This is a genomic window from Bacillus sp. F19 (assembly GCA_023823795.1).
GTDB lineage: Bacteria > Bacillota > Bacilli > Bacillales > Bacillaceae > Bacillus_P.
Map to the genome: position 1 here is coordinate 4,382,605 of CP085710.1, position 15,129 is coordinate 4,397,733.

At 40.2% G+C, this 15,129-nt stretch carries 8 protein-coding genes and 1 pseudogene; 4 read left to right on the forward strand and 5 right to left on the reverse strand.

Features of this window, described 5'->3' with window-relative positions; all coding sequences use genetic code 11:
- Nucleotides 1–91: 91 nt before the first annotated feature.
- The gene (locus LIT25_22630; protein ID USK36380.1) at nt 92–4,609 is read right to left on the reverse strand and encodes a cell wall-binding repeat-containing protein; all 4,518 of its coding nucleotides are present in this window, start codon (nt 4,607–4,609) and stop codon (nt 92–94) included.
- A gap of 1,144 nt (nt 4,610–5,753) precedes the next feature.
- Between LIT25_22630 and LIT25_22635 the strand changes: the two genes are divergently transcribed.
- On the forward strand, nt 5,754–6,986 hold the full coding sequence (locus LIT25_22635) for a PucR family transcriptional regulator (GenBank protein ID USK33291.1): 1,233 nt from the start codon (nt 5,754–5,756) through the stop codon (nt 6,984–6,986).
- A 150-nt stretch (nt 6,987–7,136) separates the two neighbouring features.
- The gene (ald, locus tag LIT25_22640; protein ID USK33292.1) at nt 7,137–8,267 is read left to right on the forward strand and encodes an alanine dehydrogenase; all 1,131 of its coding nucleotides are present in this window, start codon (nt 7,137–7,139) and stop codon (nt 8,265–8,267) included.
- Between the two features lie 69 nt (nt 8,268–8,336).
- Here ald and LIT25_22645 read toward each other — a convergent pair whose 3' ends face one another.
- Entirely contained in the window at nt 8,337–9,068 is a 732-nt protein-coding gene (locus LIT25_22645) for a DsbA family oxidoreductase (GenBank protein ID USK33293.1), read from the reverse strand.
- 283 nt (nt 9,069–9,351) lie between these two features.
- On the opposite strand from LIT25_22645, the gene LIT25_22650 reads away from it, so the two are divergent.
- On the forward strand, nt 9,352–10,287 hold the full coding sequence (locus tag LIT25_22650) for a DMT family transporter (protein USK33294.1): 936 nt from the start codon (nt 9,352–9,354) through the stop codon (nt 10,285–10,287).
- On the opposite strand, the gene LIT25_22655 is transcribed toward LIT25_22650, so the two are convergent.
- Together LIT25_22655 and LIT25_22660 are read right to left on the reverse strand one after the other, a co-directional pair.
- Nucleotides 10,284–12,053 carry a PAS domain-containing protein gene (locus LIT25_22655; protein USK33295.1) on the reverse strand — a complete coding sequence of 590 codons (1,770 nt, stop codon included), beginning with the start codon at nt 12,051–12,053 and terminating at the stop codon, nt 10,284–10,286. The genes LIT25_22650 and LIT25_22655 overlap by 4 nt on opposite strands.
- Before the next feature lie 174 nt (nt 12,054–12,227).
- Entirely contained in the window at nt 12,228–12,824 is a 597-nt protein-coding gene (locus LIT25_22660) for a sulfite oxidase-like oxidoreductase (GenBank protein ID USK33296.1), read from the reverse strand.
- Between the two features lie 108 nt (nt 12,825–12,932).
- Between LIT25_22660 and LIT25_22665 the strand changes: the two genes are divergently transcribed.
- Nucleotides 12,933–13,517 (forward strand): biotin transporter BioY, encoded by a 585-nt coding sequence (locus tag LIT25_22665; GenBank protein USK33297.1) that lies wholly within the window; start codon nt 12,933–12,935, stop codon nt 13,515–13,517.
- 145 nt (nt 13,518–13,662) lie between these two features.
- Here LIT25_22665 and LIT25_22670 read toward each other — a convergent pair.
- Nucleotides 13,663–15,019 (reverse strand): annotated as a pseudogene (locus LIT25_22670) (IS1182 family transposase).
- Nucleotides 15,020–15,129 lie beyond the last annotated feature (110 nt).

The following is a 15,129-nucleotide window of genomic DNA, read 5'->3' on the forward strand; positions in this document are numbered from 1 at the left end:
AGATTCTAAAGTATTTTCAGCTGACATTGTTTAATGCATTTAACTTATTCTAAAAAACTGCCGGGAATCTCCCGGCAGCTCAATTTCTTGCCTATTGCTTTTTTAAATGATTTAATATTTCTTCACTTACCGCATTTTCTCCGCCAAGAACGTTAAATTCATCCGCTTTGATCACCTTTAATGCTGCTTCTGTTTCAGATGGAATGTTTTTAGGCTTAACTAGAAGCATTGATGCATTATCTTTGGCTGCAAGTACAGATCCGGCAAGTGCATCAGCAAAGTTCTCCCCAGTTGCAATAAACACCTTATTTGACGGGTTGAGCTCTGTCGCAATAACAGCAGCTGTTCCGTATCTGTTTTTTCCGTAATAGCGTTCAGGTTTTTCAAGCTGCTTGAATACTTTGGCATTTACTACAGCTTCACCGCCTACTACGATTGTACTGTCTATATTTTTTAATGCTTTCTTTGAAGCTTCTGGAAGTATATTAGTATCCGTTAAAAGGATTGGATATCCTTTATTCGCTGCATACGAAGCTATTGATAACGCGTCAGGGAAATTCCTTCCATTTGCTATGATCGCTTTTTCAGGTGCTCCGCCAAGAACAGCTGCAATGTTTGCTGCTGTTTCAAAGCGGTCATCTCCGCCAATACGCTCTACTTTTAAGTCCATGCCAATAAGCTGGTACTTCACATATTCGCTTACTGCACCTGCTCCGCCAAGAATAACTGCTTTCTCGGCACCAAGGCGCTTGATTTCTTCTTTCGCTGCTCTATTTAATGATCCTTTTTCTGTCAGCAGTATTGGTGCATTAAGCTTGTAAGCAAGCGGTGCACCGGCAAGTGCGTCAGGGAAAGAATCTCCGTGGGCAAGGACAACGGTTTTCGCTGTTTCCCAGCCTGATTTAGAGATTTCTACAGCTGTTTCATAACGATTTTTACCCTTAATGCGCTTTACAGGAGTTTCATTTACTTCTGTTTCTTGAATAATTCTGCCTTCAACCACAGGTGAAACTGGATTGTTCTTTGCAAGATATGATGTGAAGACCTCATAATCTACTACGAACAACTCTGTCATACGGCCTTCGTCTTTAGCTTTTTTAAACATCGTATAGCCGTCTCCGCCATCTGCCGTAAATGCATTGGTAGCGACTCTATATGTTTGATTTGCATCAATTGCTTCAAATCCATTATCTGTTTTCGCTTCAGCAAACCAAACCCGGTCTCCGACAGGCTTGGTTACGTCATACTTAAATTTAATCCCTGATACTTGCAGGAAACGTCCTTCTCCTGTTTCTACTCCGCTTACACTGTGCTCAAGGGCATCCAGGATTTCCTGGCCTGTGAGGTCAAGTGTCACCAAGTTGTTTCCAAACGGCAATACTGTCAGAACCTCGCCAAGCGTAATCTCTCCAGAAGTGATGGACTCACGGATTCCTCCTCCGTTTTGAAGTGCAATATGCGTTTTGACAGATTCATTTGCTTTTGCAGCCATTCCATCTGCAATAAGATTTCCTAAGTTTGTTTCTTTTGTGCGTACATCTGCACGTTTTCCGTTAAGTTCAACCGAAGTATTTCCAACTGCCTGGTTCTTAATTTCTTCAAGCGGCACTTTGTATTCTTCAACTTTTTCTTTTGCAGCAGCATCCTCAGCATAGTTTGAAAGTGTAACTAATTGACCATTATGACCAGTTACAACACCATCTTTGTTAAATGTTACATCTACTAAACCAAGGAAATTTAAGTATTCGCCGGCTTGAACAATAACAGTAGGCTCTTCTTTCTCGATTAAAACCGGTGCATCCAATTTTGTATGAGAGTGGCCGCCCACAATTAAGTCAATTCCATCTACTTCTTCGGCAAGCTTTAAGTCTTTAGAATACCCTAAATGAGAAAGGGCAATAATTTTGTTGACGCCTTCTGACTTGAGCATATCGATCGTTTCATTTGATTTTTGAACAACATCTTCAAATACAACATTCTCTCCCGGGCTTGCAAGGAATGACGTATCTGGAGTTGTTAATCCATAGACCCCTACTTTTTCTCCATCTACTTCTTTGATGATGGCAGGATAGATGATTCCGCCTTCACCAGGTGTTCCGATTTCATTTTTGAAAAGGGGACCTAAATCAGCATCTGCTGTTACATTTACGTTTGAAGTCACCATTGGGAATTCCATTTCATTTATAAAGTTTGCAAGTGTTTTAGAATCTTTATCAAATTCATGATTTCCGAGTGTCATAGCATCATAGTTCAGGTGATTCATAAAATGCAGATCAGCCAGTCCAAGATATTGGCGGAAGTATAGTGTTCCAGAGAAAACGTCTCCTGCATCAACAAGTAAACTGTTCTCTTTTTGGCTGCGCAATTCGTTTACAGCTGTGATTAAACGGGGATAGCCTTCCACATGTGCATGTGTATCATTTGTATGCATAATAGAAAGATTGAACTCCTCATCAGAAGATAAGTCAAACTGTCCAACATAAGCATCGTGGTCACTTGCACGGCCATGCTCTTCCATATATGGAGAGTTAAAGTTGACAATATCATATTCTGCACCGGCAGCCAGTTGATTCGATGCCAGCATGTGGTCAAGAACCTGTGCGTTGCCTTGGTAGTTATAAGTATAGCGTTCAGCTGCAGGAAGGGTTTCAACTAAATTCGCAAGCTCAGAACCTTTTAGGGTTTGGAGAGGCGCTGAGAATTCGAAGTCATTTAAATCTCCCATCACAACTACATTTGCATTTTCATTTTTTTCGTGAACATTTTTCACAAAAGAATTAACAATTTCAGCAATTTTCAGGCGCTGTTCTTCGCTGCCCAATACAGGAGGCTGGTTTTTGCCGAATAGCGGCTGGTCTCCGCCTTTAGAGTTGAAATGGTTATTGATGACAATAACATCTTCTCCTTTAAAGGTGAATTGTGCAGCAAGTGGCTTGCGGCTGTCTTCAAAAGCCGGGTTTGTCGGATCGATTCGTCCAGGATTTAAAGTCAATGAGCCATTTTCGTAAGCAACTGCCGTTGTTGCATCACCTTTTGTTCCTTCTGATAAAGTGACTCTTTCAGGATTGTACAGATATCCAACACGGATATTTCCTCCAGGAACACCGCCATCCTTTTTATCTTCTGGTGCAATTTCAGTAAATGCGTAAGTTGGACCGCCGTTAGCAGCAATCGCATCGCTGAGCGCCTTGTAGTTTGCATCTCCTTTTACTGTGCCGTCATCTGTTTCGCCGCTTTCATCCAGCACTTCTACTAAGCCGATAATGTCTGGAGATTTTAAGTTTTCAACAACAGATTTAGCAAGCTTATCGCGTTTTTCCGTATCTGCTGATGCAAAGTTTTCGATGTTATAGCCAGCAATCGTTAATTTATCTTCTTCCTTTTCAATTGTTGTTACATCTGATGTAACTTCACGTTCTGTCAATTCAGGCAGATTTGCTTCTTTTACTAGGATCTTAAAGTTGCTGAAGCCGTAGCTCACAACACCTGTAACAGTTCCGCTGAACTGGTCTCCGGCTTTTGCCGTATAGCTGCGGTTATCTAATAATAAGAACATTCTCTCTGGGTTTTGATTATCTTTAGTTAGTAAAGGCACGCCTTCTTTTGTATAGGCTTTTCCTTCTTCTTTTCCTGTAATAACAGGTACTTCACCATACTTTTGCGGTCCGGTAACTGTCGGACTTTCAAGAGAAACACGCATACCTTCCAAGCTTTCATAAAAATCAATTCCATCTTCCTGCGGATCGAATGTGCCCAATTGGTCATTGTCGATTACTTCTGTCGGAGGAATCGCATCTTTGCCGATGATCACAGCAGCTGGCAATGCTTGATCGCTTGACTTAATAATTACATTTCCGTATTGAGCATTGATTTCTGTCATGGCAAGGTCCGTTTCAAGCTTCTCTGCATAGCCATTCAGAACCCATTCTTTTACTTGTCCATCTACTGAAACTAGATCACCGGCTTTTATGCCATGTGACGGTTTGTAAACAAGAACCGCCTCTGATGTGTTTGCACTATCATCAGGTGACGCATCCTGCATGTAGAAGTTGCTCGCGTCGACTACATGGGTTACTACACCTTCAACTGCTTTTACGTTCTGTGATTGATAAGGTGAAACATGGCCAGCACCTTGGATATCATGAATTCGCAAGCCTTCAATTCCTTCAATTGGCTTCGGTTCTTCAGGTGTTTCGCCATCGAAATTCATAGCAGTAGGGTTTTTAAGGCCTGGAACTGAAAAATAAGCTTCTAATGATCCAGTTATAATGACTTTTTTGCCTACAATATCAGGGTTCGTTTTCAGACCGAATTTTGCCCGCAGCGATGATGGCAATTGAACAGGAAGAATCTTTGCCGGATCCGTTTCATCTGCCTTGTCTGCTATAGCAAAATTTGTATCAGCGCTAAAAGGCGCTTCAAAATCATAGCTGGAACCACTGTTTGTATAACCGACTATATATCCTTCTACAGTACCTGTACCGGAATTATTGGAGATCGCTTCTTGAACTGTTAAATTGGCTGCCGCTGATACAGGCGTGCTAAATGGAACAATATAACTGACAAGCAATGCCAAAATAGTTGTCAGAATGAACAACTGCTTTTTCATGATCTTCAACCTGGTTCCTCCTCAAATTCAAAAAATTGCAAAATAAGCATATGTACCTATCCGCTTATTTTAGCTTCCGCTAAACTAAAAACCGGAAAAGTAATCCATAAATTTGTAAGCGCTTACTACAGAATACGTTCTATTAAATCATCCATCGGAAAGTCTCCTTCGTTCGAAATCAGACGAATAATGAACACCTCCAAATAAACCTTGTTATTTAGCACTCTTTAAATATATCATTTTTTTGTAAAAAATTAACGAATTTACAGATGATTTGCAAAAAAACCATAAACAGTTAACAAAACGTAAATATTTATTACCATAAATTAGGTTTTCCCTCTGAACACTTCGTCCCATTTTAACTTCTAAAATAAATAAAATACGGACCATAAGTCCGTGTCAGCCAGCAGAACAGCCAAAACCCGAGGATAGGAAGCCGTCCAGCTGATCATGAAGCTTGGCGATCGTAATCCGTATTGTATTATAGCTGGCAATAATCTGTTTGCCGTTTATAAATACGGGCTGATTTATCTAATGCATCCTTCTAAGAAGTGTCATTCGCTCACCTATCCTTTTTCCAAAATCAGTGACTGTGTTCATAATCCATGTTACTGGTTCAGGTATTAAGTTTCATATCATGCTCTTTTCAAGGGGAAAAACAGCTGCTTCTATACATAACAGCAACAATATGGTTACTCAATGACTGGGTTTGAGCACTTTTAGGGTCTTATACGAGCTCTATGATTACCCAATGCCTGGGTTTGGATTTGTTTAGGGCCTATTACGAGCTCAATGGCTGCCCGATTCTTGTGTTTTAGCTATTCTAAGGCATCCTGCAGCCTATAAATTGACCCAGAAGCCTCTAATAATAAGGACAAGTCCAGTCATTGTACAAACGACGATTAACGCTTTCATTTAATAGTAATATAATTTATTTTTAAAATATGTCTAGAATTGTTAGAAATCATAAAACAGAATTACCCTTATTGTTGATTTTTACAAACGCCAGTTACATAATATCCATAAGGGTGTAGCTTAATATAGTTAAAATAGTACCAATTTACTTGAGAATAATCATTTTGAAGTGATATACGAAGATACGATTTTAACTAATATATTTTTTTAGAAGAAGCAGGTGAAATAAATGAACAAACCGGCTAATGAAGCCTTTAAATACAATGCTGACCGTCTTGAAGATGTCGCTGACCGCATCAGCGAGGTTCTTCAATGCCCGATCACTATTGAAGATATAAATCACCGCCTTCTCGCTTACAGCACACATGATGACTGTACAGACCCTGCGAGGATATCAACGATCATTGGAAGACGCGTTCCGGAGAAAGTCATTAACAGTTTATGGAAAGACGGCACGATTCCAATGCTTCTGCAATCAGATGAGCCTATCCGCGTAAAAAACATTGATGAGGTGGGCCTTGGCAACCGCATTGCCATATCCATCTGGAAAAAAAATGAAGTTCTTGGTTTTATCTGGGCTTTGGAAATTAATAAAAAGCTGACAGATGATGAGCTTGAACTTTTAAAGAAAGCTGCGCAGGTTGTTAAAAATAAGCTTCTAAACCTGCACAACCGCAAATCGAAGAAGGAAGAGCGGAATCAGGAGTTTTTCTGGAAACTGCTTACCGGGCATATCAACAAGGAATCTGACATAATCAATGGCTTTCATGATATCGGCATTACTCCTCCCTCTCAGCATTCCGTTGTCTTGTTCCGTTTCAGCGATGAAATTAAAGACCCAACTGAAAAACAAATTAATTATCTGCTTCAAACAACTCAACAGGTTCAAATTATCCTTTCCACCCTTGATCAGAATGAACTGATCATCCTGCTTGCGCCTAAAAGCGGCGAGCCTCTTTTGGATATTAAACAATTTGTCGACTGGACCATCCTTCAGCTTAAAGAGCGATTCATGATTGACCATGTAAAGGCGGCAATAGGCAGTATTTATAAAGAAGCGGAGCAAATTGAACTCAGCTATAAAGAAGCAATCGCCGTTCAAAATATAAAAAAACGTTTTGTTGCAGAAACAGTCGGGCTCATCAGCTTTTCAGAACTGGGCATCTATCAATATTTGGATTTGCTTCATGAAAAACGGAAACAGGAAGGGTTTATATACTATCCTCTTAGAAAACTGAAGGAATATGATGAGATGCATCATACAAACCTTATTGAAACACTGGAAGTTTACTTAGACAAAGACAGCAATGTGAACGATGCTGCCAAAGCGCTTAATGTACATGTCAATACATTAAGCTACAGAATCAAACGTATTTCCCAGATTGCTGAGCTTGATTTAAGGGATCCAAATCAAAAAATAACTGTTTATCTTAACTTAAAGCTTGATAAAATGAGTTTGTGAAATTTCACAAAAGATCAGAAATCCTTTCTCTTTTTTAAACAAACAAATGTGTGAGAAAACGCTTTATACTAATCTCATATTCAAAATCATCACACATTTCAAGATAAGCGGCACAGTATAAACTGGCTGTTAAAGGAGGAAGGGTTTCAAATGATTATTGGAGTACCTAAAGAGATTAAAAATAATGAAAATCGTGTTGCATTAACGCCTGGCGGGGTTACACAATTCGTGGCAACTGGACATAAAGTACTTATCGAAAAAGACGCAGGGATTGGAAGCGGTTTCACGAATGAAGACTATCTTACTGCCGGTGCAGTAATTGCAGAAGATGTTAAGGATGTATGGGCTGCTGAAATGGTTATGAAGGTTAAAGAACCTTTAGCATCTGAATATGTGTATTTCCGCGAAGGGCTTATTCTTTTCACATACTTGCATTTAGCTGCTGAACCAGCTCTTGCAGAGGCGCTAAAAAATAAAGGTGTTACAGCTATCGCTTACGAAACAGTAACAACTGGCCGCACACTTCCATTGCTTACTCCTATGAGTGAAGTAGCTGGACGCATGGCAGCACAAATTGGCGCACAATTCCTTGAAAAACCAAAGGGCGGCAAAGGCATTCTGCTTGCAGGAGTACCAGGAGTGAGCCGCGGCAAGGTAACCATTATCGGCGGCGGTGTAGTTGGAACAAACGCTGCAAAAATGGCAATCGGCTTAGGCGCAGATGTTACAATTATTGATTTAAGTGCGGACCGTCTTCGTGAATTAGACGATATCTTCGGCAATCAAATTAAGACATTGATGTCTAACCCTATCAATATTGCAAATGCAGTTGCAGAAGCAGACTTATTAATCTGTGCTGTACTAATCCCTGGTGCAAAAGCTCCGACACTTGTATCTGAAGCAATGGTTCAATCAATGAAACCAGGCTCAGTTATCGTTGACGTAGCAATTGACCAAGGCGGTATCGTTGAGACAGTTGACCACATTACCACTCACGATAACCCAACTTATGAGAAGCATGGCGTTGTTCACTATGCTGTTGCTAACATGCCTGGAGCTGTTCCTAGAACATCAACACTTGCACTTACGAACGTTACAGTGCCATACGCTCTTCAAATTGCAAACAAAGGCGTAAACAAGGCAATTGCTGACAGCCTTCCTCTTAAAGCAGGCGTTAACGTTGCAAAAGGCGATATCACGTATGAAGCGGTAGCCCGCGATCTTGGCTATACATTCGTTCCTGTTGAAGTAGCGCTTGATAAAGAAATCGCTGTAAACTGATTCGTTTAAAAAAACGGATGGAATACAGAAAGAGCCTGGAGGCAGCCTCCAGGCTCTTTTTTTGATGTACTACTCCTTGTTCGGCGGTACAGCACAGCTTCCGTCTGCGCAAAATGCGTCATTACCGCTTTCTTCAGACAGGTCCTGCAAGGTAGGTTCAGGATTTTCTTCTTCCCAAACCTTCTGAAGTGCACCTGCAAATGTTTCTGCCCGCTGCGCCCCTGAAATCGCATATTTTTGATTGATGACGAAAAAGGGTACTCCGCTTATGCCGTATTGCTGCGCAATTCCTTCATCTTTTCTCACTTCAGCTGCAAATGAACTTTTGTCATCCAGAACTTCTAATGCTTTCTGGCGCTCAAGACCTGATGCTTCTGCCAGATCTGCAAGGGTATGATGATTTCCCAAGTCTTTATTATCTGTAAAATAGGCGTAAAGAAGGTTTTCTGTCATAGTCCCCTCTTTACCATGTGTTTTAGCAAACTTCACCAGGCGGTGAGCGTCAAATGTATTCGTTGGCTTCATCTCGTCAAAGCGGAATGTCAGACCAGCACTTTTTGCCTGCTGCCCGATTCCGGCATTCGCTTCCTTCGCTTGTTCAATCGTCATGCCGTATTTGGATGCCAATGCCTCATCAATCGTTTTCCCGCTGTTTAGGGGAGCATTTTGATCCAATTCAAAGCTCTTATAGACAACTTCAACTAGATCTTTATGCGGAAATTCAGCCAGCGCTTCTTCTAATCTGCGCTTACCTATATAACAAAATGGACAGACAAAGTCAGACCATACTTCAATTTTCATAAGACACCTCATTCATTTATTGATTGCTTCTATAGTAGCATAACCTATTTCAAAAGCGCAGGCGCCTTGCTCAGTTCCGTTCAAACCGGGGGTCAGGCAACCCTGTATATTGGTATCATTTCCTTAAACATCAACATCAAACAATGTTCATGCTCTGCCTGTAAATATGGAAAATGTCGAAAAGCAATACTTCGAAAAACAGCCTTTTTCTAATCTGAACATATCAAAGACTCTAAAAAAAGTGGTAAGGTGAACATAAGAAAATAGAAACGGGGAATGAAAGATGAAGAAAGAACAGGTACTTCCTTACCTTGGCGCTGTATTAAATGCCTCCATAGTCGGACTTACCTTTTTATTTACAAAGCTTGCGCTTGAAGATGCTTCGCCGATCGATACACTCTCATACCGGTTTACACTTGGGTTTCTTGTTTTACTGGTTCTTCAATTCTTTGTGCCTATTAAAATGCCTTCATTTAAGGATAATGGAAAATCTCTTGCTTTTCTGCTGCTGCTTGCTTTATTTTATCCGACGATGTTTTTTAGTTTCCAGGCGTTCGGGCTGCTTTATACAACATCTGCAGAAGGCGGCATCCTGATGGCTTTTGCACCAATCTTAACCGCCTTGCTTGCTTCTGTCTTTTTAAAGGAAAAAACCAGCCTGATTCAAGTTCTGTTTATTTTGATGTCGATATTCGGTGTTGTCTATATTTTTTTCATGAAAGGGGCTGGCATCGAATTTAACAGTTTGCTTGGTTTTCTTTTATTGTTCATTGCCTGTTTATCGATTGCAGGGTATACAGTGCTTGCAAGATTTCTGTCTGTTTCATATTCGCCCTTGCAGCTTAGTTTTATTATGGTGACATTCGGGTTTATCTTTTTTAATCTGTATGCTGTGATACAGCATTTGGCTGCAGGTGATTTTGTTCAATATGTCTCGCTGTGGACAAACGTGCCATTTTTATTATTCACGGTCTATTTAGGTGTTTTTGCTACACTATTGACTTCTTTTCTGTCAAACTACATTCTTTCGAAAATTCCCGCTTCTCAAATGAGTGTGTTCGCTAATTTATCAACAGTCATTTCAATTGTTGCAGGAGCGGTTATCCTGAATGAAACCATTTATTTCTATCACTGGATAGGCGCTTTTTTCATTATCGCCGGCGTTATCGGAACAAACGCATTTAAACAAAAACGAGATAAAGCAGTTGATGCAGACTAAATGGATTCTGCAGGAAGGATGATATGAACTGTCGTTCCGCGTCCTTCCTCGCTTTCAAATAGAATCTCTCCTGCGTGCTCTTCCCGGATGATTTTATAGCAAACCGTTAATCCAAGGCCCGTTCCTTTATCCTTTGTCGTATAAAAAGGTTCACCTAATTTCTCCATTCGTTCTTGATTTAACCCAATCCCCTCATCCGAAATAGAGATCCGAATGCTGCCATCTGCTGAACGCTCTATAGCAGTTTGCACGGTTCCTCCATCAGGCATGGACTCAATTGCATTTTTTATTAAATTTATAAAAACCTGTTTTAAATGATTTTTATTCCCACTGACTTTAAATATGTCCGCTTCGTGATTAAGCATAAGGCTGATGTTATTTTGCTGTGCACTGCTTTTCATTAGTGTCATAACGTCTTCAATGACTGCCTTCAAGTCAACGGATAAGACTGTTTGCATTTGCGGCTTGGCAATTAGAAGCAGTTCGCCTACTACCTCGTTGATTCTGTCAATCTCTTCTGACATGACTCTTAAATGTTCGCCGCTCTGCTTCATATGCTCATCTTCCTGCAGAATTTGCACAAAACCTTTTATTGATGTCAGCGGATTTCGGATCTCATGAGCAATGCTTGCCGCTAATTCTCCGATGACGCTCAATTTTTCTGTTTTTAAAATAACCTCTGCATCCCTTTTCTTCTGTGTCACATCATTGCCGATGCAAAGAATATATGTCTCCCCTTCCAATCTTACAGGGATCTTTGTCACTTCAATCCACCTTGTATTCCCGGCTGAATCAATCGCTAGCTCAGGCTCCGCCCATTTCTCTGTTTCCCAGGCAAGAATCTGAAGTTCTTCATCGCGGATTTTCTTGATCTGATCCGGCTGATCATTAAAGTCCGAATCAATCTTTCCTATTAACTCATGTACTTCTTTGCCGTATAAAGCGGACATTGCCTTGTTAGCCAGGACAAACTTTAGCTCATGGTTCTTTACATAAATATAACTTGGGTTTAAATCCATTACTTTGTGAAGAAAATCCTTCTGATCCCTCAAATCCCTGTTCATCAGCTGAATTCTTTTTGAATGCATGTTGAAGTAAGCCATAAAGATAATCAAGGTCGAGAGAACCGAGCCAAAGCTGGATAAAAAAAGCGGAAAGATTTGATAGCCTGACAGCACACCATTAATAAAAACGAATAAAATCGATGTGCAGAAAAAAATACTGAATGAAGCAAAGTCCTTATTATTAAGTTTCTTCGACACAGCGATAAGCAAAATGATGTTTATAAATACAAAAAAGACATTCAAATAGTACGTCCAGTTCAGCGGTCCAAAAACCGGATAATAATGATCCGGGAAAAAGCCATCCTCTATCATTTTTATACCGGATACTCCAAATGACGTTAAATTAATGGCAAAAACAGCCAGGCTCCAGATAATGAGCATGATGAGTATTTTAATATTAATAAAACGGAACCACTGCTTTTTTTCGGCTTCGTTTTCTTGATTTATCATTAAGTACATAAAATAAAATAAAATCGGCATGATCATAATCGACCCAAAACGCCCTATTTGAAATAAAATTTGTGCTGTTTCCATAGAGAATAAATCAGTGCCATATAAGAGAGCAACGTCTATTTGCCAAATAAAAAGCATGATTAAGAAATAAACGATCGCTCTTGATAAGATGGTTTTCTCATTCATATATATAATCATCCCAAGCATCAGCGGGATGAGAGAAACAAGGCAAAGCACAGTAAAATACATTGTAAGTCACTCCGAACATTCGTATGAAATTGCCAACCTTCTCATTATAGACGAAGAATGGAAATTACGCCTATCTCATTTTCCCTGAGGCTTCCGTTTTACCCGAGTACGTCCAGTTTTAAGTCAGATTCATAACCATAAAAAAATACACCTGAATCATACAGGTGCATTTTTTCAATCCCATGTAAACCGCTCTTCTTTCCACGGATCTCCATTCATATGATACCCGTTTCTCTCCCAGAATCCAGGGTGATTGTGTTCTGTAAACTGGATCGCCCGTATCCATTTTGCACTTTTCCAGAAGTATAAATGCGGAAATACGGCTCTGAACGGAAATCCATGCTCAGGCGTTAGCGGTTCTCTGTTATGGGAATGAGCAAGCAGGCTTGTTTCCTTAAGGAAATCATCAAGCGGCAAATTTGTTGTCCAGCCCTCCTCGGCATGGAGGATGCAATAGTTTGCTTTCTCATGCAGCCCCAAATCCTTCACGAGCTCTCGGGTGCTGATTCCTCTCCATACATTATCAAGCTTTGACCATCCAGTTACGCAATGAATATCGTTGCCCTGAACGACTTGCTCCATCTTCATCAAATCCTCATATGTAAATCTCTTAGGTTGATTAAGTAAGCCAAATACTTGCAGATCCCATTTGCTTATATCCTCGTAATAAGGAACATTGCCTGCGTGAAGAACTGGAAATTTGGTTGTTACATGCTGATTAGGCGGAACCCGATTAGGATCTCCTTTGCTTTTGACTTTGCCGAAATACATATTGACACCTCTTCCTATGTTAACTACAATAAAATAAAGTTGACATATTTAACTGAATTCAGTACTCTTTTTATAGAAAGATACATGGCATCTATGGGGGATGAGAGAATGAAAAATAAATTAAAGGCTTATGATTTAGCACTCGTCGGAATGTTTGCAGCTTTAATGGCAATTGGTGCAAACCTAACTTCGTTTTTAACAGTCGGAACGGTTCCGTTATCGATGCAGCCCTTTTTCTGTATTTTAGCAGGTTTGCTGCTCGGAAGCAGATTAGGCGCATTATCCATGATTGTTTATGCACTCGTAGGTATAGCAGGTGCACCTGTCTTCGCTCAGTTCAGCGGAGGCATTGGAGTTATTTTCGGCAGCACCGGCGGGTTTATTTTATCCTATATCGCAGCTGCTTATGTAGCCGGCAAAATTGTTGAAGCAAGTAAAAAACCAACACTTTCAGTTTTCTTCCTTTCCTCTTTTGCAGGAATTGCTCTTATCTATATTATCGGAACGACTTATATGTACGCAGCACTTAATTATTGGATGAATGTAGAAATGAGCTATTCGGGTGCATGGCTTGTGATGACTTGGTTTATTGTGAAAGATGTCATCTTTACAGCCATTGGCGCTATTATTGCTCCACGCATTTATAAAGCTGTAAATAAAGCTGCGAACCTTGGGAAGCATCGCGCTGCCTGAAACGGAAATATAAGTATTAAAAAAACACATGAGAAATCATGTGTTTCAGTTTGTAGACAAAAGGCATTCGGATGAACTCTATCCGAATGCTTTTTGTCATTTCTGGGGCTAATTTGATGTTTGTAGGCCTATTCGTTGATTATTTTTATACCGCTTTCGCTGGCTTCCATGTCCAGGATGCCAACTTTTTCAAGTTCATGGCAGCAAAAGTAAGCATCGCCTGCATGGACAATTTTTTGAGTCCTCTCAACGTTGTCCAACGCATACCATGCTTTTCTTTTGCATCTGCAAAGACACGCTCTATCGTTTCTTTGCGTTTTGCATAAATTGTTTTGTTCTCTTCTGTATGACGAAGGTGTTCAGCTTCATCTAAGTATTCTTGCCAGAGATGCCTTTCAATCAATTTCTGATGATTTTGGCTCTCCGTACATTGGCTTAGGAATGGGCAATTTTCACAAACCTTCGGATCGGAAGAGTATTGTCTGTATCCTTTTTTCGTAGTAGTTCTGTAAGGAAGCACTTGATCGTGCGGGCATATGTAACAATCAAAATGTTCGTCATACACATAATCACTTTTCTTGAAAAATCCATCTTTTGTTTTTGGCCGTGTATAAGGAAAAACCGGACGAATTTCTTTTTCGTTCAAATAGTGAGCAAGAGCAGGGTTCTTGTAAGCAGCATCGGCAGCAACAGCAGCAGGTTTCTTGTGAAGCTCAGTTACTTGATCAAGTAGAGGCTCGAATATTGCACTGTCGTGCACGTTACCAGGCGTAACGATTGTCCCCAGAACAAATCCTTTTTCGTCAGAGGCTGCGTGAAATGAGTAAGCGAACTGTTTTGTTCTTTCATCTTTTACGTAATAGCCACTTTCCGGATCCGTCGTACTTTCTTTAATCTCTTTCTCTTCCGGTTCAAATTTATCTGGGGAAAAGGCTTTTTCCGTTTTCTTCGCGGTCTAGATTGAGTTCGTTTTGGAGCCTTTCCTCATATGATTTCGTTTCTTTTCGTACGATTTTTTTCTGATACTTTCGTTTATTAGCACTAGCCTTTACGTGAGTTGAATCAATAAATACCTGTTCTCCATTGACCAGTTTCTTATCAATCGCCTCTTTTAAGATGCGGTAAAATATCTGCTCAAACAGATCTGTATCCTTAAAGCGCCGTTCATAGTTTTTACCGAATGTTGAGAAGTGGGGCACCTTGTCATGAAAACCAAAACCCAAAAACCAACGGTAGGCTAAGTTGGTTTCAATCTCTTCAATGGTTCTTCTCATGGATCGAATACCGAAAAGGTATTGGATGAAGGTCATTTTAATCAATATGACCGGATCAATACTTGGACGACCTCGATCTGCGGAATAGACTTTCTCTACTAATGGATAGATGAAAGAAAAATCGAGAGCTTGTTCAATTTTACGGACTAAGTGATCTTCCGGCACCAACTGTTCAAGTGTAATCATTTCTAGTTGATCACGATTCATTTGATTATTTTTAGACAATATCCAAATCACCTCTGTATTGTTCTATTTTCATTATATAAAAAAACTGCCGACAAATCCCCCAAAAAGGGGGGGATTTGTCGACAGTCTGAAACACATGAGAAATCATGTGT

Coding starts and splice junctions, on each gene's coding strand:
- LIT25_22630 (USK36380.1), bottom strand. CDS start 4,609: ATGAAAAAGCAGTTGTTCATTCTGACAACTATTTTGGCATTGCTTGTC.
- LIT25_22660 (USK33296.1), bottom strand. CDS start 12,824: ATGTATTTCGGCAAAGTCAAAAGCAAAGGAGATCCTAATCGGGTTCCG.
- LIT25_22650 (USK33294.1), top strand. CDS start 9,352: ATGAAGAAAGAACAGGTACTTCCTTACCTTGGCGCTGTATTAAATGCC.
- LIT25_22645 (USK33293.1), bottom strand. CDS start 9,068: ATGAAAATTGAAGTATGGTCTGACTTTGTCTGTCCATTTTGTTATATA.
- LIT25_22655 (USK33295.1), bottom strand. CDS start 12,053: ATGTATTTTACTGTGCTTTGCCTTGTTTCTCTCATCCCGCTGATGCTT.
- LIT25_22635 (USK33291.1), top strand. CDS start 5,754: ATGAACAAACCGGCTAATGAAGCCTTTAAATACAATGCTGACCGTCTT.
- LIT25_22665 (USK33297.1), top strand. CDS start 12,933: ATGAAAAATAAATTAAAGGCTTATGATTTAGCACTCGTCGGAATGTTT.
- ald (USK33292.1), top strand. CDS start 7,137: ATGATTATTGGAGTACCTAAAGAGATTAAAAATAATGAAAATCGTGTT.